Annotated in this window: 20 protein-coding genes and 1 tRNA gene; 8 read left to right on the forward strand and 13 right to left on the reverse strand. The window is 66.2% G+C overall.

Annotated features, from left to right (window positions below; all coding sequences use genetic code 11):
• Positions 1-31 precede the first annotated feature (31 nt).
• The 4 genes from V7Z82_RS02345 (at position 32) to V7Z82_RS02360 (ending at position 4238) form a co-directional block, all read left to right on the forward strand.
• Positions 32-1336 (forward strand): hypothetical protein, encoded by a 1305-nt coding sequence (locus V7Z82_RS02345; RefSeq protein ID WP_334147590.1) that lies wholly within the window; start codon positions 32-34, stop codon positions 1334-1336.
• Between the two features lie 118 nt (positions 1337-1454).
• Positions 1455-1733 (forward strand): DUF3892 domain-containing protein, encoded by a 279-nt coding sequence (locus V7Z82_RS02350; protein ID WP_334147592.1) that lies wholly within the window; start codon positions 1455-1457, stop codon positions 1731-1733.
• 336 nt (positions 1734-2069) lie between these two features.
• Positions 2070-2579 (forward strand): hypothetical protein, encoded by a 510-nt coding sequence (locus tag V7Z82_RS02355; RefSeq protein ID WP_334147594.1) that lies wholly within the window; start codon positions 2070-2072, stop codon positions 2577-2579.
• Between the two features lie 300 nt (positions 2580-2879).
• Positions 2880-4238, forward strand: a complete 1359-nt coding sequence (locus V7Z82_RS02360; RefSeq protein ID WP_334147595.1) for a hypothetical protein — start codon at positions 2880-2882, stop codon at positions 4236-4238.
• 17 nt (positions 4239-4255) lie between these two features.
• Here the strand turns inward: V7Z82_RS02360 and V7Z82_RS02365 are convergent, their stop codons facing one another.
• The 5 genes from V7Z82_RS02365 to V7Z82_RS02385 form a co-directional block, all read right to left on the reverse strand.
• Positions 4256-5533 carry a hypothetical protein gene (locus tag V7Z82_RS02365; protein ID WP_334147598.1) on the reverse strand — a complete coding sequence of 426 codons (1278 nt, stop codon included), beginning with the start codon at positions 5531-5533 and terminating at the stop codon, positions 4256-4258.
• 373 nt (positions 5534-5906) lie between these two features.
• Complete coding sequence (locus V7Z82_RS02370; RefSeq protein ID WP_334147600.1) at positions 5907-6272, reverse strand: hypothetical protein; 366 nt, start codon at positions 6270-6272, stop codon at positions 5907-5909.
• A gap of 511 nt (positions 6273-6783) precedes the next feature.
• Positions 6784-7398: a hypothetical protein gene (locus tag V7Z82_RS02375; protein ID WP_334147601.1), complete on the reverse strand. Its 615-nt coding sequence runs from the start codon at positions 7396-7398 to the stop codon at positions 6784-6786.
• 252 nt (positions 7399-7650) lie between these two features.
• Entirely contained in the window at positions 7651-8517 is an 867-nt protein-coding gene (locus tag V7Z82_RS02380; protein WP_334147603.1) for a GIY-YIG nuclease family protein, read from the reverse strand.
• A 4-nt stretch (positions 8518-8521) separates the two neighbouring features.
• The gene (locus V7Z82_RS02385; protein ID WP_334147605.1) at positions 8522-9031 is read right to left on the reverse strand and encodes a hypothetical protein; all 510 of its coding nucleotides are present in this window, start codon (positions 9029-9031) and stop codon (positions 8522-8524) included.
• 641 nt (positions 9032-9672) lie between these two features.
• On the opposite strand from V7Z82_RS02385, the gene V7Z82_RS02390 reads away from it, so the two are divergent.
• Positions 9673-10686: a DNA topoisomerase IB gene (locus V7Z82_RS02390; protein ID WP_334147607.1), complete on the forward strand. Its 1014-nt coding sequence runs from the start codon at positions 9673-9675 to the stop codon at positions 10684-10686.
• On the opposite strand, the gene V7Z82_RS02395 is transcribed toward V7Z82_RS02390, so the two are convergent.
• Entirely contained in the window at positions 10652-11656 is a 1005-nt protein-coding gene (locus V7Z82_RS02395; protein ID WP_334147609.1) for a hypothetical protein, read from the reverse strand. The genes V7Z82_RS02390 and V7Z82_RS02395 overlap by 35 nt on opposite strands.
• Before the next feature lie 3 nt (positions 11657-11659).
• Positions 11660-12151 carry a hypothetical protein gene (locus tag V7Z82_RS02400; protein ID WP_334147611.1) on the reverse strand — a complete coding sequence of 164 codons (492 nt, stop codon included), beginning with the start codon at positions 12149-12151 and terminating at the stop codon, positions 11660-11662.
• 139 nt (positions 12152-12290) lie between these two features.
• Between V7Z82_RS02400 and V7Z82_RS02405 the strand changes: the two genes are divergently transcribed.
• Positions 12291-14765 (forward strand): tetratricopeptide repeat protein, encoded by a 2475-nt coding sequence (locus V7Z82_RS02405; protein ID WP_334147613.1) that lies wholly within the window; start codon positions 12291-12293, stop codon positions 14763-14765.
• Positions 14766-14794: 29 nt separating this feature from the next.
• Here the strand turns inward: V7Z82_RS02405 and V7Z82_RS02410 are convergent, their stop codons facing one another.
• Both V7Z82_RS02410 and V7Z82_RS02415 read right to left on the reverse strand, forming a co-directional pair.
• Entirely contained in the window at positions 14795-15652 is an 858-nt protein-coding gene (locus tag V7Z82_RS02410; protein ID WP_334147616.1) for a 3-hydroxyacyl-CoA dehydrogenase, read from the reverse strand.
• A gap of 59 nt (positions 15653-15711) precedes the next feature.
• On the reverse strand, positions 15712-16146 hold the full coding sequence (locus V7Z82_RS02415; RefSeq protein WP_334147618.1) for a MarR family winged helix-turn-helix transcriptional regulator: 435 nt from the start codon (positions 16144-16146) through the stop codon (positions 15712-15714).
• Positions 16147-16245: 99 nt separating this feature from the next.
• Here V7Z82_RS02415 and pepN point away from each other — a divergent pair, with 99 nt between their 5' ends.
• A complete protein-coding gene (pepN, locus tag V7Z82_RS02420) occupies positions 16246-18735 on the forward strand; it encodes an aminopeptidase N (RefSeq protein WP_334147620.1) in 2490 nt (829 codons plus the stop codon).
• A gap of 23 nt (positions 18736-18758) precedes the next feature.
• Here the strand turns inward: pepN and V7Z82_RS02425 are convergent, their stop codons facing one another.
• Both V7Z82_RS02425 and V7Z82_RS02430 read right to left on the reverse strand, forming a co-directional pair.
• Positions 18759-19295: a GNAT family N-acetyltransferase gene (locus V7Z82_RS02425; protein ID WP_334147622.1), complete on the reverse strand. Its 537-nt coding sequence runs from the start codon at positions 19293-19295 to the stop codon at positions 18759-18761.
• The gene (locus V7Z82_RS02430; RefSeq protein ID WP_334147624.1) at positions 19295-19933 is read right to left on the reverse strand and encodes an MBL fold metallo-hydrolase; all 639 of its coding nucleotides are present in this window, start codon (positions 19931-19933) and stop codon (positions 19295-19297) included. Before V7Z82_RS02430 ends, V7Z82_RS02425 begins: the two co-directional genes overlap by 1 nt.
• A gap of 151 nt (positions 19934-20084) precedes the next feature.
• Here V7Z82_RS02430 and V7Z82_RS02435 point away from each other — a divergent pair.
• Positions 20085-20157: transfer RNA gene (locus V7Z82_RS02435), tRNA-Glu, on the forward strand.
• Between the two features lie 133 nt (positions 20158-20290).
• Here the strand turns inward: V7Z82_RS02435 and V7Z82_RS02440 are convergent.
• Together V7Z82_RS02440 and V7Z82_RS02445 are read right to left on the reverse strand one after the other, a co-directional pair.
• Positions 20291-21409 (reverse strand): DUF4349 domain-containing protein, encoded by a 1119-nt coding sequence (locus V7Z82_RS02440; RefSeq protein ID WP_334147626.1) that lies wholly within the window; start codon positions 21407-21409, stop codon positions 20291-20293.
• The gene (locus V7Z82_RS02445) at positions 21406-21963 is read right to left on the reverse strand and encodes an RNA polymerase sigma factor (protein ID WP_334147628.1); all 558 of its coding nucleotides are present in this window, start codon (positions 21961-21963) and stop codon (positions 21406-21408) included. Before V7Z82_RS02445 ends, V7Z82_RS02440 begins: the two co-directional genes overlap by 4 nt.
• Positions 21964-22108: the final 145 nt, after the last annotated feature.

Consider the following 22108-nt stretch of genomic DNA (forward strand, 5'->3'; position numbering starts at 1 on the left):
GTAGTCTCGTCTCAAGCACACAGGAGGCACGATGTTCGGCGCTAAGTCCTACTCGATGTTCGAGATTTTCGGAGTCGCTCGCGAGGTTCCTCGGAACTACGCTTCTCGCATATCCGTCGATAACGCGCTAGTCGATGCGCTCACGCAGGACAAGCACATCGTCATCCACGGGAGCTCAAAGCAGGGCAAGACCAGCCTGCGCAAGAACACGCTGCTAGCCAGCGACTACATTTACGTAACCTGTTCTAACAAGTGGAGCCTCTCGGACCTCCACAACGCCATACTCAAGGCGGCTGGATACAAAGTAGAGGGTTCCACGGTCCGATCTGCATCGGGTGCTTTGAAGATCACCGCGACGCTGGAAGCCTCGCTCAAGGGGCTAATTCTCGGCGGCAAGGCTTCCGGCGCTGCCGAGGGGGCCAGCGAGGTAACTAACCAGACAAGCTCCGCTCCTTTGCAGCTTGATCCTGGTGATGTCAACGACATCATCAGCGCGTTGAATGCGGCAGGCGCGCCGAAGTTCATCGTGCTGGAGGACTATCACTACCTTCCTGAAGAGACTCAGAAGGACTTCGCAGTCGCGCTCAAGGCGTTTCACGAGAACTCGTCATACTGTTTTGTCGTGATCGGCGTGTGGCTGGACGAGAACCGTCTAACGCAATACAACGGTGATCTGCTCGGGCGTGTAGTTTCGATCAACGCGGACAGCTGGAACTCCGAAGAGCTTCGGAAGGTCATTTCCGCGGGCGGCGAGATGCTTAACGTCCAGTTTCCAGAATCGTTCGTGTCTGCTCTGCTTTCCGGCTCTTTTGACAGTGTGTGGATCGTGCAAGAGGTTTGCAAGTTTGCGTGTGAAGGTGCGGGCGTCTACGAGACGGGGAAGACGCGCAGATCCGTCGGCGGAGATGTTGATGCGCTGATCCGTCGAGCCGTCGATCAAAATACCGCACGTTTCAGCGGCTTCTTATCCGGATTTGCTGATGGTTTTCAGTCGACTGACCTGCAGATGTACCGATGGCTGATCTACACCGTCCTGCGGTCAGATGTGTCTGCGCTCGAGAAGGGGCTTCCGCTCGCGGCTATCACGACGCTTATCAATGAGGGCCATCCAAGTGCACCGGTGAATCAGGGAAATATCACCCAGGCGCTTCGCTCGACTTCGTCGCTTCAGACGTCGCGCCTCGACGTAAAGCCGATCGTTCTCGACTACCACCAGACCGCGCGGCGGCTCAACGTGGTCGACCGTAGTTTCCTCATCTGGATTCAGCACCAGGATCGGGCGGAGCTCGCCGCGGAACTAGGCCTTCCTTGGACCGGCCAACCGCTCTTCGCGTAACAGGTTGCCGCGATGTGCCCGACGCTGTCGAATCGCTGCTTGCGATCGACCGGAATGTCGGTGGAGCCTGTCATGATGACCCCATGTCGCGAAGGGCGCGACAAGACTGGGGACATCGATGTCAATTCAGATCACGCACGTGCGTTACGGGAGCACCCGAAAGACCGAAGACGAGATCGTTCGCTACAAGTGGCGTAGCAACGAGACGAGCGAGAGCGGCGAGAACGACAAGCCCAGCCTCGTGGCGTGGGTCGAAGACGATGGCAAGGCGTACGTGGGCAGCGGCAGTGATCGATCCCAAGTGGGCGTGGTGAAGCCAAGCAGCGGCCAGCCGTATCTCCGCACCTATGCCGACGGGCAGTGGAACAACAATCTCCTGAGCCTCCCGACCTTCTAGCAGCGCGGAGGTTTGATTCATAGGCCTCGCGACGCAGGACGCCCAAAAGGATGTTTCGCCCCGGTAGATCCCCGGTGACGCCGCTTGCCGTGAGCTGACGAGGGTCCCCGTGAGTTCACCCACGATCCCCGGAAAGCCGGGGTAATACGAGAACACGCGGTGGCTGTCGTCATCGTTCGTGTGCTGCGAAACGGCATGCGCTCCCGCTTCTGGTTCCGTTATTCTTGGTTCGAGTCCAGGTACCCCAGCACGACGAAAACCCCCGCAACAGCGGGGGTTTTGTCGTATCCGGCTGCGTGCTCGTATCCGGGTCATCTCTCGGCATAGGCTCCGAGCATGGCCTTGGAAACGCTGCTGCTCCGAATCGATCGCATCGCCGGTGGACGCCAGGCCGGCGTCTCGATCAGCGAGGATGATCGCACCCACCCGCGCACGCGGCGGGCATTCACCTGGATCTTCTGGCTGCTCCTGGTCGAGCTCGTGCTCGGTCTCGGCGCGGTCGTCGTCGCGCTGCTGCTCGCGGTGAACGGAGAGCCCGTGTCGCTCGCGGTCTGGATGCGCACCGTGATCGTGCTGGCGATGACGGCCACCCTGTTCTACTTCGCCTGGCGCGCGGCGAAAGGGTGGCGCTGGGCCTATCTGCGCCTCCGCCTGTTCTCGCAGATCTTCCCGGTGATCACGCTCGTCATCGCCGCGATCCCCAACCTGTACCCGGTCTGGATGGTCACCGAGCAGATCATCTTCAGCCTGATCATGATCGGCATCGCCGATTTCCTCACGAGTGATCACATGCGGGCGGCGTTCCGCGACCCGGCGCCCGAGAAGCCGCAGAGCAGCGCGACCTAGCAGGACGGCGGCACCTGGGCCAGCCCCTTCTGCGGACCGGGAGTCCGGCGGCCTTCGACTCCGTTCATGACTGCTTGCGTTCACCTCCGCTGCTCTTCGTGCTCATGCGTGCTCCTGTGATTCGCCCCTGACTATGAAGCACGAGCGCGATCCTGACAAGCCTTCTTCCGTCGTGGAAATCGCAACGAGCCTGAAACCAGGAGGGCCAGACCGCTCGCCGCGGATCACCGCATCGACTCGCGAAATGGGTGCTCCTGCTACGGTCGTAGCAAGAAGTTACTGGGCGATTCTGGGGGAGCAGTGGACGAAGAGCTCGAGACGTTCGAGGTGCGCGAGACACCTGAAGCAATTGAACCAACGAGTGAGAACGAGGGCACCAATGCCCTCCGCTTCGCCATGATGGCGTCGTTGGTCCCCGCTGAAGCCGACGCTGCTGACCCTCCGTCCCTCCTTGATCCAGAGGACGTGGCGGAAGTCGGGCTCAATCCAGACCTGGTGTTTCGCTCTCGCGATACAGTGCCCGGCGAGCGTGAGTACCGCGAAGCCGAGTTTCTTCTCGCGAGTTACGACGGCGGCGAGGATCCCACGGAACTGCGGTACCGAGCGTTCGCGGCGCTAAACGGCGAAGCCCAATCCGAAGCACGGTTGGCACTGCTTGCGGCTGGTCTCGGCAGCAGCCTTGAGCGTGAGTCTGCCGTGGCGGGTTCAGCGATCCTCACCTCTGTCCCGCGCCAGAACAATCCGCCGTCAACCGCTGGGTGGCGCGGGTGGCCCTATCGCTTCCTCGATCGCCGAATCGATTCCTTTCGATTCGGTGGACCACTCTCGGACTTTGTCGCTCCGCCCGACGAGGACGGCGACCCGGCGGCACCGCTGCCGTGGGACGGTGAAGGTTGGCAACGGTACTTCTCTTACTGGCTCCGTGACGTATTCGACGTTCGTGACCCGGGCGATCTGCTCGCCGCGCTGCGCTTCCTGGCGCAGGTTCGCGTCGAACTGGGGCAACGATCTGCGGATCCAGTCGTCCGCGAGTTCTCCCTCGCCTCCTACCTGGACCGACACGACGTAGGTGCTCCGCCTCTGCCTCCGGTTCACCACGACGCCAGCGAACGGCCCACGGACTTGGTCTCGACAATGGTGCACGGCACCTGGGGCTGGAAGGGATCGTGGTGGTATCCGGGTGGCGACTTCCACTCGTTTGTCGCAGCCAGCGCGCGCCCGGCGCTGTATGCGGGCGGACAAGAGTTTGCATGGTCAGGTGCATACAGCAGCAAGCAGCGCGCGACGGGCGGGTACCGCTTCGCACGCTGGGCAGCTGCAGCTGGGGGGAGCGCCGGGCTTGGCACCGTGTTCGCCCATAGCTACGGGGCTGAGATCGTCGCCCGCGCAGTGAACGGGGGCAGCCAGGTCGACGAGGTCGTCTTTCTGAGCGCTCCTATCCACTCGCACCACCGGCAGATGCTTGGGTCTGTTCGGCGCGTCGTTGACGTACGACTGAAGTTCGACATCGTGCTGCTGGCTGCCCGCGCCTCCCAAAAGCTGCCCTCCGCCTCCAACGTGACGAAACACGTCCTCCGGCGGCGCTTTTGGAGTCATGGTGCAACACACAACCCGGTGGTCTGGGCTAACGAAGGTATCGCGACTGCGGTGAGGTTGTAGCCTCGAGCCCGGAGCTGCTACTGAGCTGGTTCTTCCGCAGCCTCGGCCAGAGGTCCCGCTATATCGAGGTACTTGTAGTGCTTCCAGGACGCCTCCAAGATTGGGTTCTTGCCGATGTCTCGGAGGTCCTTCATGACGCTCGCTAGCGACCACGTGCGCTTTTCAGGATCGGCCAGGACTGACAGCAGGAGATCGATCGCCTCAAGTTCTTCGAGGCAGACGAGGTACTCGAGTTCTCGGAGTGAGGTGACCTGTGCGGGCGTATCGCCCCGGGCGCCGTACTCCGGCAGAATCCCGGCGTTGCCGAAATAGAACGGCTCAGCCGTCACGATCAGACCGATAACCGGTCGGTCGTCGGGAAGATGGGCGAATGCGGGATTGCGGTCGTGGATGAGTTTCGCAGTTCGGTCGATCTGCTCTCTCGCCTTCCCGAGCGAGCGTGCCACAACCGCGCCGAGCGAAGCGTCGGCGGCCTTGGCTCCGAGAGTCATGCGTGCGCTCTTGCACTCGACGAGCACCACAGCTTTGTCGGTGGCCCAGATCCAATCGACAGACTTGTCACCTTTCCCGTAAGTGATCTCGCCTTCGACGTGGTCGCCTGCAATGAGCCGAAGCTGGCGACCGACGTACTGTTCTACGCGGGTGCCTAGGTTCTCAGCAAACGGGAGTTCCCACTGCTTCATCCCGACGTAGTACAGATTGGTTGGAAAGATCGCGCGAGAGACGAGCATGCTCTGCGGCGCGTAGACACCTCCACCGCCGAGATCGAGCAGCGGCTTCGCCACGAACGGATTGAACGCGAAGCGCTGGCGGTTCGGCGGGACACCCAACGCTTCGGCGCTGAGAGCGCGCGCACCGTCGACCGTCGTGGTGAAGTGCCTGATGAGCTTCTCTGCGTCACTTCGCGGTAAGACCCGCTCGAACACCTCTTGCATGTGAGGGGCGTCCAGCATCCCGAAGTCGAGATGGCCGTCGTTGTGCGCTGCCCATGCGCGCAGGAAGAGCGCCGCCCGCCCGACTTCTCCGAGCCCCATGCCGAAGACGTCCTCCCACGGGAGCGGTGCGCCGAGCGTGGGGTCACCGAAGAGAGCCCACACTCGGGCGAGCTCCTCGAACTCAGATTCGCCGTAGCCAAACTGCTCGTAGACGAGTGGCGTGATGATGTCGGAGATGCTCGGGTCGTCTTCGGGCTCGTATGCGTAGTTGAAGCAGTTATAGAGCGTCGTGAAATCGTGCTCGGTGGGTGTCCCGCCGTGACGGTGTTCGTTTGAATACAGAACTGATTCACGAGCCATCGCCGAGGCAGCCCAGGGCCATCGAGCATCGTTGTTGAACTCGCGACCGCGTATGAGCGGATCTAGATGCGCGGTATGCGCGGCCAGAGCCGGAAGGAACTGAGACGGAGGAAACTGTCGGACGGCTTGTCGAAATTGGCTATAGCGCGGCGACGATCTCTTTAGAGGCACGTCATCACGGTACGGGGGACCTAGGACACTCTCGAAAGCGTCGTGTCATGTTCCTGCTGGCTCCCGAAAGCCGTTCACGCTCCCGTCGCATATGTACGCCGTGCGGCGTACGTATGTCTGTTTCGCGCGAATCGGGTCCAATGAAATCGTGGCATCGGGTGCCGTAGGAGCTAATCGACCTTCTCATCCGGATCGATCAGCCTTAGCCACCCGGAGGAACGATGTTGGAGAATGCGGCCATGCTCTCCAGACACGAGCGAATGAAGATCTCCGTATAGGTCATGCGGTCCCAGAGCGACGGACTTCTGCCGTTTAGAGTGAAGTCGGCCCAGTCACGCACCTCCGGCCCGACCGCGACACCCGTCAGGTCGGCAACGACATCGAACCGCGATATCGGCCTCGATGTGGTGAAGCGCCCGACCACGAGCTCGTTTTCGATCTGGCTAGACGGCTGAATAGACTCGTCGAAGACAGCGGTCACCCCGGCAGGTACCTTCAGTCGGATCCGGTGCGACACGCCCCAAGCCGACGTGGGCAGCGCGGTGGCGGTCGGTGCGTGCCAGCTCATGAATCCAATACGTCAGGCTACTTTGAGGCCCGTCCGGCGCCTGGTACGGCTGCCCTTTTCCAATCGGTCCAGGATCTCGGACGGAACTCCTGAGAGTCGCTTCCGTTGGTCACGGAACTCCTCTGGTGTTGAGCAGACCGGGTACTAAATCTGCTCGGCCTTTGCAGGGGAATTCTGGCCGGTTGCAGCGGCGACCCACGCATACAACCCATTGTCGAGTGCAGCGCGAAGCGCGGACAGCCATTCGCTGAAGATCATCGACAGGCTGAGTGGCGCCGGCTCCCACACGACCACGAGTATCTCGAAGTGGCACTCCTGGACCTCGCGCAAATCTATGTCCCACGGGCGGGCCTCGATGTATCGGGCCCAAGCGGTCGAGAGCTCGCGGCGCGTATCTCTCGCTCGATCAATGCGCGCGAACGCCAAGTCGAAGAGTTCCTGGATGGTCTCAGGGTACGAGTTGCCATCGACGTGGCCTTCTGCGCGTGGCCACGGTGTCGACGAACTGCGCTCAACCCCAGGTCATCAGATTCCACAGCTCCTCGGTTAGGCGAAGTCCGTTGGCGTCACCGACGCTTTGTGTTTCGGTCCAGATGATGAGGCCGCGGTTGTCAGCGGTGTCGATGCGAAAGCACTTCACGGTATGCATCGGCGTGTTTGGGTCGCTGTCTTGATCCCAAACGCACGTCATCGGGCCTTCGGTCACGGTTTGCTGCCCTGCCGCGGATGCCGTCGCCGTCAGCTGCGCGACAAGCTCAGCGGTCCGTCCACCCGCGGCCGCAGTCGCGTCCATCCAGACGGAGTCCGCGTTCTGCCAATAGCTGTACGCGTACGCACTGGCCTCAGCATCCGAAGCAGTCAGGAGGTACGACTGTCGCGTTGGATTGTCCATGCGCTCGAAGCCGAAGACTGCTTCCGGAAACTGAATCGTTTTGTACGTGGGTACCGTCTCTGCATCGGGCACGAGCGGCTCGTCTGAGCCGTCAAACGGCGCTGCCGGCGGGTTGATGAAGTCCGGAAGATTGTTGCCGGTGAGGAACGTCACGATGCCGAACACGCTGGCGACGAGCGCGATCGTCCCAGCTATCCATGGCCACACCCGCTGCTTGCCGCCGTTTGCCGTCACGCGCTGTCCTCACCTCTATCGTCGGCAAGCGCCGGGTCTCTTCGTTCCATCTTGCTGGATACGGTGACCGGATGTGAGCGCCCCCGGGCCTCCGCAGCGCGTGTCGTCTGTGTCCTCATGTCGATCCTGATAGTCGCGCTGACTCGTGGGCAATCCAACGGTCACCGGGCTGGGTCCACGGACACCTTGCCTTGTTCCCCGTCAGACGCGGGCTGTCAAACGGGAGCGGCCTTGGGAATACTGCGGAGCACCTCACAGCGCAGGATAGCTTGTCATCTCTTCGGTGGTGCCCTGCGCGGTCGAGCAACAGAGTGCGCGAAGCTCCGAGAGCTGCGGCAGGGCCGCCGGGTTGTCTCGCAAGTTCAGCAACGGCCGATGGGCTCGGATGAGAGCGACTTCTGTGAAGTGAACTCCATCATCGAACGGTACCCAAGAGACATCGACGTTGGCGTTGATCCACTCCACAATCGTGGCCGAGTCCGCTGGGGAGAAGCGGTAGTTGCGCTGGTTCGCCTTGCCGACGAGAGACCCGACGGCCGGGCGGTACCCGAGCACCGCGCCGAGACTGCGGAAGAACGTGCCATGCCCCTGTCCGCGAAGCTCGTTTCCGAGGAATCGCTTCTTCAGGGTTTGCCGAGTTGCTGCGCCCAGATAGATGAGGTTCGACTCGCGCTCCCGCGCGATGTCGCCAAAGGGCGACGGGAGTGCTGCACCTTGGTGTACCCGGATGGCGTACAGGCCGAACCGATCGGGTACCAAGCCGTCAACGATGCGAGCACTCTGGAACGCGCTCGCCTTGAGCAGCGCGGTCTCAACGTCCGGAATCGGTGTTGTGGCCGTGGCGACCGAGGCGAGAGCGTCTTGGGTCGGAGTAGGAGTCGGCGCAGCTGGACGGGCCTCGGGCAGAGGGGAGTGGCTCACCAGCCAGATGGTGTCGGCGCTCTCGATGAATAGCCCTGGGTAGTTGCGCACCCGGGCACTTACCTGGCTCGCGCCAAGCGGCTGGCCATCTGCTCGAACATAGAGGCGTCGGCGATTGACCTCGTCGGCGACGTCGCGCGCCGTGAGTGGATGCCCTGCAGCCGTCAGTACTTCGACGATTGTTTGATGGAGCGTCACTTCTCTACCCTTTCCTAAATCTCCGACATCGGAGTGATCGGTTCCGTTGCTCGCCGGCTCTGTGGCCGTGAGATGGCTCGTTCGCCTCGTTACGCGGTGACGGCACGAACTTTCCTTCGCGGTCGAGCGGTCGAATCGTGCAGACGTCGGGCACTTCCGCCAACTGCTCAGGGGGCCCGGTCGAGAACCTTTCTCCGGGCCCGACCATCGTCCAGTCGGAAGGGTCCTCGCCCAGCGTTCGGGCGACTGCCGATGGATTCGTAAGCAGGTCGGGCAACTCGCGGAGGTTTGAAATGACGGTCGCACCGTACTGGGCTGGGGCCCGGGTGCGGCCCGCGATGGCCGCTGCGTCGCGATCGGCTACGACGACGTGGCAGTACGGGATCGCAAGACTCGTCGCGTCGATATCGCGCAGCATGTTCCACGTCCAGTCACGGCTGGCGTCGCGAAAGAACTGCAGCTTCATATCCGCCGAGATGGCGAACGTGGACACGAGCTCGCCGAACGTGACCATGCGGTCCCGCGACTGTGTCTGATCGCGATCGCGATCTCGACATCGTCGCCATCCACCGTTGCGGGGACGTAGGCCGTACCGACCGTTGGCAGCTGGAATACCTTGGTCTGGCCTGCCTTGACGAGGGACACCGGCTCCGCGCTGAGGTCGACGTTCGCAAGGCCCTGACCGTGATCATTGAGCGGTGCGAGCATGCCAGACACGACGACGATGTCTTTCTTCGCTTCGTCCGACACCCAGGCGGACTCTGGGGATCCCTTGGTGACATCGCAAGCCAGCCCTGGCGCCTCACTCGTGACAGCCCAGGAACAGCTACTTCCCTCTTCCGGGCTCGGACCGTCCTTGTTTGGCAGCGCTGAGCCGCCGAGAGCTAAGTAGAAGCGCGGAGGGTTGGTTTGGTCGACTCCTTCTGCGAAGATGCTGATCGCGTACGAGTCCATCGGCATCGCCGATTTCCTCACGAGTGATCACATGCGGGCGGCGTTCCGCGACCCGGCGCCCGAGAAGCCGCAGAGCAGCGCGACCTAGCAGGACGGCGGCACCTGGGCCAGCCCCTTCTGCGGACCGGGAGTCCGGCGGCATCCTGAGGTCATGCGCGATCTCTTGGCTCCCGCCCGCCCGCTGACAGACCGGAATCCCGAGTGAGCGCGCTCGTCCGCGTCGTCCCCGGGGAGGACCTCGGGTTCCTTCGGCGCAAGTCCGGCTCCGGCTTCCGGTACCTCGACCAGAACGGGGATGCCGCAGGCGAAGCCGATCGCGAACGCATCCACGATCTCGTGATCCCGCCTGCCTGGACCGATGTCTGGATCGCGGCGGATCCGCTCGCGCACATCCAGGCCGTCGGCACCGACGAGGCAGGGCGCCGTCAGTATCTCTATCACCCGCTTTGGCGAGTCGGACGGGACCGCAGCAAGTTCCGGCGCGCGCTGGACCTCGCCGAGCGGCTGCCGCGTGCTCGTGCACGGGTCACCCGCGCCCTGAGCGGCGACGAGCTGTCGAAGGAGCGAGTGCTGGCGACCGCGTTCCGACTCCTCGACGACGCGGCGCTGCGAGTGGGATCGGAGCGCTACCTCGTGAAGCACGGCAGCCGTGGGCTGACCACGCTGCGCCGACGCGACGTGAAGATCGACGGCGACACCGTCGCGCTGTCATTCCCCGCGAAGAGCGGCCAGACCGCCGCGATCGAGATCACCGACGCACCGCTCGCCGATGTGCTCACCGAGCTCTCCCGTGGGGCTGCAGGCTCACTGCTGCTCGCGTATCGCAAGGGCCGACGGCGCATGCGGATCACGCCGTCCGAGGTGAACGCGTATCTTCGCGACGTCACGGGCGGCGTCTTCTCGGCCAAGGACTTCCGCACGCTGCACGGCACGATCCTCGCCGCCGACGCCCTCGCGCGGATCGGCCCGCTCGACACCCGAGCCGATCGGCAGCGCGCCGAGCGGCTCGCGGTGCAGGCGACGGCGACTGCGCTCGGGAACACGACAGCGGTCGCCCGCGGCAGCTACATCGATCCGCGCATCTTCAGTCTGTACTCGCGTGGCAAGACGCTCGACCTCACCGTGGCGCCGGAGACGGCCGTCCGACGGCTGCTGATCAGCGAGAAGACCGGGCGCCGCGTCACCCGGCGAGGTGCATCCACGCGAGCGCGATGAGCATCGGGATCAGCGGCGTGAGCACTGCCAGCACGATCGGACCGATACGCAGGCGGGTGTCGAGCGTCCGAGCGGCGGCGGCGAGCGTGTCGCCGTCCCTGAGGTGGCTCGCAGGGTCGAGTCGAGGAGCAGCATCGTCTCGATACAGCAGCGTCCGGCGTCCGAACCGTTCATGCAGCGCGGCGATCGTGCCGAGAAAGCGTGCAAGCGCCGCGGGATCGGTGAGATCGATCGCCGGGAAGTAGACGTGCAGCGTGCTGTCCACGATCTCCAGGTCGAGATCGGCGCTCGCATCGAGCAGGATCACCATCAGGTCCGGCGTGAGCAGGTACAGCGCGTCGGTCTCGTAGCCGGCCGGCACCGAGACCTCGAACACGTCGCTGAAGTTCCCCTCGAGCCGGAGCTCGCGGCTCCCGCCCGGACGTCTCGGCAGGAGGCTGAGGGCCCCGCCTCCTCGCCGAGACCGGAGCGAGATGCGCGGTGCCTCGGCGGACAGCGGGATGCGCACGGCTCGAATCGTGTGGACGGTGGCACCCTCGCGGTCTCCCACGACGATCGTGCGCTCGGCCGAGTCGAACGGCAGGTCGCTGTCACGTGCGTCCACGTGGTCGCGTGACGAACGGCCGGTGCGCTCGATCTGCTCGTCGACGGAACCTCCCCAGATCCAGTCGCTCACATCCTGCCGGTACTGCCAGCCCGCGGCGTGCGCGAGCTCGACCAGCCGGGCTCGCCGCTGCACATCCCGGCCGATCCGAAGGGCGGAAGACAGCACCAGGACCCCGCCGGCCACGATCACGCCGAGCTGTGCCGCCACGAGTGCGGCACCGGTGAGCATGAAGCCGACAGGCAGGAGGTAGAAGGCGATGGGTGCGGCGACGACCGCGTAGGCCAGAGCGAGCAGGGCGATCAGCGCGCCCCCGCGGCCCGGAGGCACGCGGGCGGCGACGCTGAACGGCGAGGGCAGCGGCATCCGTCAGGGCTTGTAGACGATGGCGATGTTGAGCTGCCCGTTCTCGCGAACCCACGACAGCCAGCGTGGTTCGCCGTACAGGCGCTGGATCGGGATGACGTGGATGCCCTGATCGAGGCGGCTGAGCGCGCGGAACTCGGGCTTCTTCGAGATCCAGATGCTGCCACCGCCGTCCCACGGCTCGAGGCAGGAATACACGTAGCCGTGCTCGCGGAGGTTGATGCGATCCGCGAGGGCCTCAGCCTGCGGCGCCAGCTCCGCCAGCACCTCGGCCGGCACCGAACCGTCGAGCGTGAACGCAGCCACGTCGTAGACGTTGTTGTCGCCATAGTCGCGCGTCGCGAGGATGCTGAGCTCGGTCACCCCCTTGTCGCTGTTCCGCGTCCAGAGCGCGTGCGAGTTCTTCGCCCGCTTGTTCATCAGGAACCCGCCGAAGTTCACCTTCTGGAAGGCGAAGTCGTCGAGTCTGGCGGTGATCTCTGCACGGGTGGTCATCGAGTCTCTTTCGTTCGAGCGGGCGCGCATCGCCCGCAGCGTGGCGAGCCTAGGAGCCGAGCGGCCCGCTCCGTGCGAGTCCGAACGAGTCCGAACGTCTCGTGACCGAGCAGCGACTCGGCTGTCCTAGGCTCGAGTCATGCCCGATGCGCGCACCCTCGATGAGCTGTGCGCCGCGCTCGGCATCCTGCGTTCTGCAGCCGGTGCCCCCTCGTATGCGGAGATCGCCCGCCGGATCGGTCGGCTGCGCGGCGGTGAAGAGCCGGCCAAGGTCACGGTCTACGACTGCTTCCGACCAGGGCGACGCCGCGTCGACGACCAGCTCATCGGTGACATCGCGACGGTCCTCGGGGCTGTTCCCGACGACGTGAGGAGCTGGCGGGAGCTGGCTCGGACGCTGAACGGCCAGCGCTCCGGCGTGCACATCGAGGTCTCGCTCACGGTGCGGCACCGGGACGACGCGGCCATCGGACGGGAGGCGCTGATCCAGAGCCTCCCGGCCGCTGACGTCATCCTGCTCACCGGGCTGCCTGGCGTCGGAAAGACCACGTTGGCCACGGCGCTTGCGCCGCACGAGCCCGTGCTCGCGGTCGATCTGCGGGCGTCGGACGCCGACCGCCCCGCGGCAGATCCGGTGGACGTGCTTCGTCGGATGCTGGGCGCGCTCGGACACCGCTCGCTGCCCTACGAACTCTCGCGACTGCGCGAACGTCTGCTGACGGAGGCTCGGGACCGGACGGTCGTCCTGGAGGACGCCGGCTCTGCCGCACGGCTGCTGCCGCTGATCGTCCCTGGCGTGCGCTACCTCGTCACCTCACGACGCGATCTCGCCGCCTTGGCATCGCAGCTGCGCGGGAGTGGAATATCAGCGGCGCACGTTCCTGTCGCTCCGCTCGACGCGGCCGACGCGCGCAGGCTGCTGGTGCATCTCCTGACCCCCTCGAGCGAGGGCGTCGCCGCTGCGAGTGCCCAGGTGCCTGCTGCAGCGATCGATCGCATCGTGACGGTGGCCGCCGGACTCCCGCTGGACCTGGCGATGCTTGCGGGCATCGTGCACGAGCACCCCGGATGGACCTTCGACGACCTCGCCTCCCGCTTCGAGCAGGAGCCCAGGGATGCGCGAATCCGCCCGGTGCTCGAGGCGGCCACGCGATCACTGCCGGTTGACGAGGCGGAACTGCTGGCAGACCTCGCCCTGATCGACCGCGAACTCGACGAGCGCGTGCTGCGCGTCGCCGGCGGCGATCAGACGGTCCAGCGACTTGCACGGCTTCGAGCACGGCACCTCGTCGAGCAGCAGGACGGCCACGTGCAGATGCACGCCACGGTCTTCGCATTCGCGGCCGAGCGCTCCCGAGCGCTGCGACCCTCATCGAGCAGACGAGCGTTCGTGGCACGACTGGGCGCCGCTGTGCTCGAGGCGATCACCACGGACGACGACTACGCGGCCGCTGAGACGAGCACCGTGCTCGCGGTCGCACGCGCAGCTCATGAGCACGGGCTGGATGCGCTCGTCGAGCAGCTGGCGATCGCCGCCCATCCCGCGCTGGTCCGGTGGTCGCTGTGGAACGAGTCGATGCGGCTGCACGACCTCGCCGCCCGCGGCGCCGGACTGGATCTGGTGCCGGACATCGCGCTCGGCATCGCCCAGTGCGCGGAGAAGCTGGGACGCTTCGATGAGGCGCTCGTGACGCTGCACCGCGTGCGCCGGATCGCGGAGGGTGCCGCGCTTGCTCGCACCTGGAACCAGATCGGCAACGTCCAGCGCTGGATGAGTCACCTCGACGAGGCGCTGGACTCGTACGGGCGATCGATCGAGCACGCCCGTGCGGCCGGCGACCGCGTCGTCGAGGGACGGGCGACAGGCAATCATGCCGACACCCTGCGGATCCTCGCGAGATATCCGGAGGCCGAGCGCGAGTATGCCGAGGCGCTGGTGATCGCGTCGGCCGCGGGCGATGAACTGAACATCACCATCGTGCGCGGGAATCGTGCGCTGCTGCTGCTCGCAGTCGGACGCCTCGAGGATGCTGAGCGCGAGTTGGAGGAATTGCTCGAGGGATCCGGCGGCCGCTCTCTGCCCTATGTACGACGGACCATGGCGTTGGTCGCCGAAGCCAGGGGAGACGACGCGCGTGCGCTGCAGTGGATCGGAGATGCACTCGACCGTTCGCGGTACGGCGCGGAGTACGGGACCGAGGCCGACCTCATCCTGCTCGGGGCGCGGATCGACGCCCGAGCTGGCCGGTGTTCGGCAGCGCTGGCGGCGGCGGAGGGCGCACTGCGGGCAGCCGAACGAGCAGGCTCACCGTTGATCGCGACCGAGGCGGCCAACTCGCTGGCCGAGATCCTGCTGCTCGCGGTGGGCTCCGACGCGGACCAGGACGCCCTGCGCGCGGCCGAACGGCACGCCATGGAGGCACGGGGGACTGCCGAGGCCACGGGGGACCGCGCCGAGGTCGCCCGCAGCGACCGCATCCTCGCCATGATCGCACTCGCGCGAGGCCGTGGAGAGGAGGCCGAAGCCAGAGGCGCTGCTGCAGACGCCCTCTCCCTCGAGCTCGGCCACCGCCTGGCCCCCGTACACGACCAAGCGGCCGTCACGCCTCCGTGAACGGCCGCCTCAGTCGACGTGCGCGTGGCTCAGTTGCTCCGCGGGTAGGTGTAGAAGCCCTCGCCGGTCGCGACGCCCAGCTTGCCCTGGTCGATGTAGCGCTCCTTGATGAGGTCGGCGAACGCCTGCTGCTTCGCGTCGCCCATCCGTGAGATGTTGTACGCCGTGGTGAGGCCGACGATGTCGTAGATCTCGAACGGGCCGGCCGGTGCGCCGGTGCCGATCCGCCAGGTCGCGTCGATCGCCTCGGGCTCTGCGATGCCGTCGACGATCAGCTCGCCGGCCGCCTGCAGGAAGGGCACCAGGAGCGAGTTCAGCAGGTAGCCTGCCTTCTCCTTCTTGATCTCGATCGGCACCATTCCGATCGAACGGGCGAATTCGACGACCGCGGCGTAGACATCGGGGTCGGTCGCTTCGGTGCCCATGACCTCGGCGGTGTTGTGCGACCAGATCTCGTTCGCGAAGTGCAGCGCGAGGAAGCGGTCGGGACGGCCCGTCGACTCGGCCAGGGCGCTCGGCAGGAGCGTGGAGGAGTTCGTCGCGAACACGGTGGTCGCGGGAGCGGCCTCGCCGATCGTGCGGTAGATGCCCTGCTTCAGCTCGAGGTTCTCGGGCACGGCCTCGATCACGAGATCGGCGGCTGCGACGGCGTCGGCCAGATCAGCGGTCAGGCGGATGCGCCCGATCGCGGCGGTCGCGCCGCCGTCCGCTGCACCCTCGACGCTGTCAGCCTCATACCGTGCGGCGAGCCCGGTGAAGCGCTCCGCGGCGCGATCCAGCGCAGGCTGGTCGATGTCGTAGGCCACGACGTCGAAGCCGTGGAAGGCGGTCTGGAACGCGATCTGCGATCCGAGGACGCCGGTGCCGAGGACGGTGATGTTCTTCATTGCTCTTCCTTCTCTGGTGACCTTGTGGGTCGGGTTCTGCGGTGTGCCGAGATGCCCGGTCAGGACAGGTCGGTGCTGTGATCGAAGCGCTCGAGGTCGTGCGCGAAGCGGGCGACCTCGTCGTCCGTCCACGGCTCGAGGTGCGCGTCGATGATCTGCTGGAGTGACGCGAGCGTGCCGCGATAGGCGGCGGCTCCTGCGTCGGTGAGTTCGAGCGGCCGCCCGCGGCCGGACTCGGCGGGAGCTTCGCGGACGATGCCGAGCGAGGTGAGCGTGGCGAGCTGCCGTGACACCGTCGATCTGTTCAGGCGGAACATCCTGGCGATGTCGATCGAGCGGATGCCCGGCTGCTCGGCGATCGCCATCACGATCGACTGGTCGGTGACCGAGAGCGGCGCGTCGCCGAATCGGGCGTCGGCGAGCCCTCGACGGGAGATCGCGACGAGTGAGCGGAGCACCGTCGCGCTGTGCTGATCGCGTGCGTCTGCGTCCATGTCCGACCTCCTGTTGCTTTATGCAACGCTACGCCTGTGTGTTGCATTCCGCAACACGGCGAAGTCGGCCAGGTGCAGGCCGGATGACAGGATGGATGCATGGACACCGCCAACCTCACCCGCGAGGAGACCGCTGCGCGATCCGCCGCGATCACCGCGCGCAGCATCCGTGTCGAACTCGATCTCACGGGAGCGCCCGAACAGGCCCGTACCGGCTTCGCGACGACGACGACCCTCGACTTCGATGCGACGGCACCGGAGACGTGGCTGGACTTCATCGGGGAAGAGGTCCGCAGCGTGACCGTCAACGGTGCGCCGCAGGACGTCCGGTACGACGGCGCGCGCATCCGGCTCACCGGGCTCGAAGCATCGAACACCGTCGTGATCGAAGCGATCGGCGCCTACAGCCGCTCCGGCGAGGGGCTGCACCGGTTCCACGACCCGGCTGACGGCGAGACCTACCTCTACACGCAGTACGAGCCTGCGGACTCGCGCCGCGTGATGGCGTGCTTCGAGCAGCCGGACATCAAGGCTGCCTACACGTTCGTGGTGCACGCTCCAGCAGATTGGGAGGTGCTCTCCAACCAGGCTCCGATGCACACCGACCGCGGCGTCGGCGTGCAACGCGTCGAGTTCGCTCCGACGCTCCCGATCTCGAGCTACATCACCGCCGTCGCGGCTGGACCGTACGCCCGGGTCGACGGTGCATGGACTCGAGGCGAGCAGCGGATCGCGCTCGGCGTGTTCGCCCGTCGCTCGCTCGCACAGCATCTGGAGTCGGACGAGATCCTCGAGATCACACGCCAGGGCCTCGACTTCTTCACCGACGTCTTCGCCTACCCGTACCCGTGGGGCAAGTACGACCAGATCTTCGTACCGGAGTACAACCTCGGCGCGATGGAGAACCCCGGCCTCGTCACCTTCACCGAGGCCTACCTGTCGCGCGGCGCCGCGACCGATGCCCAGCGCGCGGCTCGGGCGAACACGATCCTGCACGAGATGGCGCACATGTGGTTCGGCGACCTCGTGACGATGCGCTGGTGGGACGACCTGTGGCTCAAGGAGTCGTTCGCCGACTACATGGGAGCGCACGCCTCGGCGGCCTCGACTCGCTTCACGGACGCCTGGGTGAAGTTCGCCGCGAGCCGCAAGGCGTGGGCGTATCAGCAGGACCAGTTGCCGACGACGCATCCGATCGTCGCCGACATCACCGACCTCGAAGCCGCGAAGCTGAACTTCGACGGCATCACGTACGCGAAGGGCGCATCGGTGCTGAAGCAGCTCGTCGCCTTCGTCGGCGAGGACGCGTTCTTCGAGGGCGCCCGACGCTACTTCGCAGCGCATGCCTTCGGCAACACGACGCTCGACGATCTGCTCGCGCAGCTCAGTGCGGTCTCCGGACGCGACATGCGCGACTGGTCGGCTGCCTGGCTGGAGACGACCGGGATGTCGACGCTCTGGCTCGGGTCGACCGACGGAGGCGGGCGGGCGCTGATGCAGACGGATGCTCGGCCGCATCGGCTGCGGATCGGCCTGTACGACTGGGCGGGGGACCGGCTGGTCCGTCGGGAGCAGGTCGCGCTCGACATCTCCGAGGAGCAGACGCCCGTCGAGCTGGCGGATGCGCCGCTCGTGCTCGTGAACGACGACGACCTCACCTACGCGAAGGCGCGGCTCGACGAGCGGTCCCTGGAGACCGTCGAGGCGTCGCTGTCGGCGATCGATGAGCCGCTCGCCCGCGCGCTCGTCTGGTCGTCGCTCTGGAATGCGACGAGGGACGGCGAGCTCGACCCGGTTCGCTACCTCGCGGTCGTGCGGACGCATGCACCGCACGAGCCCAACATCGGACTGCTCACGGGAGTGCTGGCCAACGCGGCGTACGCGGTGCGCCACTTCGTCGATGACGCTCGGCGTCCGCACGAGCTGCGCGAATGGACCGAGGCGTCGTGGAGTGCCCTGCAGGGAGCGGAAGCCGGGAGCGACGCCCAGCTGTCGTGGGCACGTTCCTTCGCAGCTGCGTCGGCCGCCGATGATGTGCGCGCGGCGGATGTCCGAGCGCTGTGGGATGGCCGGGTTCCGGAGGGGCTGACGGTCGATCCCGATCTGCGCTGGCAACTGCTGACGGCGCTCGTCACGACCGGTCACGCCGGCGCCGACGAGATCGCCGCTGAACTGGCTCGAGACGAGACCGGCACCGGCCGCACTGCGGCTCGGCGAGCACTGGCCTCTCGGCCGCAGCCGGACGTCCGCCGCGCGGCGTGGGAGGCAGCCTGGACCGATCTCTCGCTGAGCAACGATCACCTGGATGCAGAGATCGCGGGCTTCCGTGCCGGTGGGCGTCGCGATCTGATCGAGCGCTTCGACGCCGAGTACTTCGACCGGATCGGCACGGTCTGGGGCGCGCGAAGCATCGAGCTCGCGAAGCGTCTCGTGATCGGGCTCTTCCCCTCGACCGACTCGACTGCGCTGGTGGATGCCTGGCTGGCCGAGAACGAGACTGCTCCGGCCGCGCTGCGGCGCATCGTGATCGAGCAGCGAGATCACCTCGAGCGCGAGCTCAGGGTGCGCGCACGGTACGCAGGGAGCTGAGCGCTGGGAGCTGCGCGGCCGATTCAGGCCGTTGCAGCGGGTCCGAGCCGCATGCCCATGACCGTGCGCACGATCCACGGATGCGCGCGGTCATCGTCGATATGCGTCATGCCGAGGTGTTCGGCGACGGTGCGGGAGGCGATGTTCTCCGGGTGGATGATCGCGGTCAGCAGCGTCGGGGCGAACTCGGCGCGTGCGAGTTCACGGCAGGCGATCGCCGCCTCGGTCGCGAGCCCCTGACGCTGCCGGCCTGCGCGGACGTGGTAGCCGACCTCGAGCACCGGCACGCCGTTGACCGACTGCCAGGTGAGTCCGCAGTCGCCGACGAACTCGCCCTCATGCGTCTCGATGACCCACAGGCCGTGGCCGTGCTCGGCATAGCGTGCCTGCATGCGCATGATCCAGTCGAGGCTCTCGTCCCGCGTCTTCGGCGCGGGGTAGTACGCCATCACCTGCGGGTCGCCGAGCAACGCTGCCATCTCGTCGAGATCGTCGAGGGTCATCTCGCGGAACCGCAGGCGCGGCGTCGACTCGGGGAGCAGCCGGCGCGGCCCGACCATCAGACGTCGAGCGCGTCGCCGGGCTCGAGCACGAAGAACTCGCCGCCACCCTGCTCGGTCGCCCACTGCAGCCGCTGACGGTGCATGGTCTTGCCAGCGACCGAGAGCGTCATGTCATGCGTGCCGAAGGCCCGGCGCGGTGCGACCGCGAGCACGTAGTCGATCGCGTCACCCACCTTCAGCCAGGGAGCGCCGAGCGGCGCGGCGAGCGTGTCGACCGCGACGCCCTCCGGGACAGCGTAGGAATCGCCGGGGTAGTAGAGCTTCTCGTTCACGAGCACGCCCACATTCTCGATCGTCGGGATCGAGGAGTGGATGATCTCATGGGTGCCGCCGAAGAAACGGAGCGTGAAGCCGCCGACCTCCACGGTGTCGCCAGGGGCGACCACGGTGATCTCGTAGCCGGATGCGGCGCTGGCCACGCCGGCTGGACCGAAGATCGGCGTCCCCGGCGCGGCGCGCAGGATGCGATCGAGGTGCTCGGGCGTCCAGTGATCGGGATGCTCGTGCGTGAGGACGACCCCGACGACCCCACCGAGGTCATCGTGCGGAGTCGTGAAGGACCCCGGGTCGATCAGCAGGGTCTCGTTTCCCTCGTCGATGCGGAGGGCGGCATGTTCGAACTTGGTGACGCGCATGTGACGAGTCAACTCCTTCTCGGCCCGCTCGGCAAACCATTCCGGGTGCGCCACGCCCGGGCGCCGCGCACCTGCGGCCTCGATTTGGCGCAGCAAGAATCCCCGTGGCATACTTGAACGGTTGTCGCGGGACGGAAACGTTCCGCCAGACGGCCCCATCGTATAGCGGCCTAGTACGCTGCCCTCTCACGGCGGTAACGCGGGTTCGAATCCCGCTGGGGTCACACAACACACGAAAGCCCCCGGTTCTCCGGGGGCTTTCGTCGTCTCCGGGAGTCTGCGCGAGCGCACCGCGCGGCGAACGCAGCGAAGGCCGCTCCCGTCTGCTGACGGGAGCGGCCTTCTGCGCCGACGGTCTCAGTCGGCGGGGGCAGCGGCATGCTCCTTCGCGGGTGCGCGACGGGCACGGATGCCGCGACGGATCAGCCAGACCACCAGCACCACGATCGCTGCGATGCCGGCCCACGGAAGGACGAACCCGACCGCGATCACCAGTGCGTTGAGCGAGACGACGAGTCCGTTCCATCCGGCGAGCAGACCGTCGCCGAAGCCGGCGGGGTCGGCCGTCACGGTCGTGTCAGTGCGAGTGAGCTGCACCGAGAGCGACGACATCGCGACCTGATCGTCGATCGACGCGAGCTGCTGCTCGTACGATTCGAGCTGGGCCTGGCGGTCGGTCAGCGCGACCTCGGCCTCGATCAGCTCGGAGACGCTGCCGGACTGCGCCATCAGCTGGGTCAGGCGATCGACCGATGCCCTGGTCGCGTCGACCCGAGCACGCAGATCGACGGCGACGGAGGTCACGTCCTGCCGTGAGATCGACGACGACAGCACGTCGCCGGAGTCGGCGAGCTCGGCGATCACGTCGGGGAGATCGGCAGACGGCACCCGGATGCTGATCCAGCCGTATCCGGAATCCGTCGGTGCCGGGGCCGAGGTGTCGTCCAGCGCGAGCGCCTTGCCGACCTCCGTGCTCTCGACGTAGCCGCCGTGCTGCTCGGCGACCGCGGTGATCGCGTCGGCGGCTTTCACGATGTCCTTCACCTGGAGCGTCGCATTCGCCGTCGCGATGATGTCGCGTCCGGCATCCGCTGCCTCTCCGCCGGCCAGAGTGAGACCGCTGCTGTCGCTCGAGACGTCGCCTGGGGCGACATCGGCGCTGCGGTCCGGCGCATCAGCAACCGACTCCGGCAGCGATCCACCGGAGGTCGCCGAGGAGCTGCCGTCGGCCGTGCTCATGACGGATCCGCCGCCGACCGCGCCGAGGATCGGGGGCGTCACGACGACGCCGATCGCGAAGGCCGCAGCGATGCCAGCGCCGGTCAACCACCGACGACGGCGGGCGCGGGAGCGGGTCGTCGCGACGGCGACCGGGGCGCGTTCCTCGGCGATGTCGGAGAACACCGCGTTCTCGATGCGGGCGATGGTCTCGTCCGACAGCGCGGGGAGTTCGTCGAACTCGGGCTGGTCGTTCATGCGTCTCTCACTTCCTTGACGGCGCCCCGCAACTGGGTGCGCACTCGTGAGAGACGGTTCCGGACGACCGCGTGGCTGACCCCGAGCTCTTCGGCGGCCGCCTGGTAGGCGTATCCCTCCGACGCGCACAGGCGGAAGATCTCCCGGTCGAGCTCGCTCAGGGTGCCGACCTCTGCCGCGATACGTGCGGCGAGGGCAGCCGTGATCACCTGCTCCTCGACGCTGACCGTGTCGGGCAGCTGGTCGTCGAGTGCGTCGGTGGTGTTCGCCTGGTCGCGTCGCCGCTGCCGGAGTCGATTCGCCGCCTGGAAGCGGCAGATCGTCGCCAGCCACGGCAGGATCGAATCGCTCTGCAGCGCGAAGCCCGGAAGCTTGCGCCACGCCACCACGAAGGTCTCCTGGGTCACATCCTCGGCGTCGGCGGGCGACGCGAGGATGCCGTTGGCGATCCAGTAGACCGGACGGACATGCGCGCGGTACAGCTCGCGGAAGGCGCTCTCGTCGCCTGCCGCGGCCTGTGCCGCCCACTTCTGATCACTCGTCTGCGCTGGCATCCTGTTTCCGTTCGGTGTCTCTCACCATGGAAGTGTCGATGGATGCCTCATCGTCTCAGACTCGATCTGCGATCCGGTGCGCCTCGCAGGCGCTAGCATGGTCCTCGCGAGGGGGAGTATCCCGAATCCGCGCGTAACGTCATCA

Source organism: Microbacterium sp. (assembly GCF_036823965.1).
In the GTDB taxonomy this organism is placed as follows: Bacteria; Actinomycetota; Actinomycetes; order Actinomycetales; family Microbacteriaceae; genus Microbacterium.

Excerpts from the sequence above, each read along its gene's own strand:
- V7Z82_RS02395 (WP_334147609.1), bottom strand. The coding sequence starts at position 11,656 with ATGCCGCTGCCCTCGCCGTTCAGCGTCGCCGCCCGCGTGCCTCCGGGC.
- V7Z82_RS02430 (WP_334147624.1), bottom strand. The coding sequence starts at position 19,933 with ATGCGCGTCACCAAGTTCGAACATGCCGCCCTCCGCATCGACGAGGGA.
- V7Z82_RS02405 (WP_334147613.1), top strand. The coding sequence starts at position 12,291 with ATGCCCGATGCGCGCACCCTCGATGAGCTGTGCGCCGCGCTCGGCATC.
- V7Z82_RS02400 (WP_334147611.1), bottom strand. The coding sequence starts at position 12,151 with ATGACCACCCGTGCAGAGATCACCGCCAGACTCGACGACTTCGCCTTC.
- V7Z82_RS02410 (WP_334147616.1), bottom strand. The coding sequence starts at position 15,652 with ATGAAGAACATCACCGTCCTCGGCACCGGCGTCCTCGGATCGCAGATC.
- V7Z82_RS02370 (WP_334147600.1), bottom strand. The coding sequence starts at position 6,272 with ATGAGCTGGCACGCACCGACCGCCACCGCGCTGCCCACGTCGGCTTGG.
- pepN (WP_334147620.1), top strand. The coding sequence starts at position 16,246 with ATGGACACCGCCAACCTCACCCGCGAGGAGACCGCTGCGCGATCCGCC.
- V7Z82_RS02350 (WP_334147592.1), top strand. The coding sequence starts at position 1,455 with ATGTCAATTCAGATCACGCACGTGCGTTACGGGAGCACCCGAAAGACC.
- V7Z82_RS02365 (WP_334147598.1), bottom strand. The coding sequence starts at position 5,533 with ATGGCTCGTGAATCAGTTCTGTATTCAAACGAACACCGTCACGGCGGG.
- V7Z82_RS02415 (WP_334147618.1), bottom strand. The coding sequence starts at position 16,146 with ATGGACGCAGACGCACGCGATCAGCACAGCGCGACGGTGCTCCGCTCA.
- V7Z82_RS02425 (WP_334147622.1), bottom strand. The coding sequence starts at position 19,295 with ATGGTCGGGCCGCGCCGGCTGCTCCCCGAGTCGACGCCGCGCCTGCGG.
- V7Z82_RS02385 (WP_334147605.1), bottom strand. The coding sequence starts at position 9,031 with ATGGTCACGTTCGGCGAGCTCGTGTCCACGTTCGCCATCTCGGCGGAT.
- V7Z82_RS02445 (WP_334147628.1), bottom strand. The coding sequence starts at position 21,963 with ATGCCAGCGCAGACGAGTGATCAGAAGTGGGCGGCACAGGCCGCGGCA.
- V7Z82_RS02345 (WP_334147590.1), top strand. The coding sequence starts at position 32 with ATGTTCGGCGCTAAGTCCTACTCGATGTTCGAGATTTTCGGAGTCGCT.
- V7Z82_RS02440 (WP_334147626.1), bottom strand. The coding sequence starts at position 21,409 with ATGAACGACCAGCCCGAGTTCGACGAACTCCCCGCGCTGTCGGACGAG.
- V7Z82_RS02355 (WP_334147594.1), top strand. The coding sequence starts at position 2,070 with ATGGCCTTGGAAACGCTGCTGCTCCGAATCGATCGCATCGCCGGTGGA.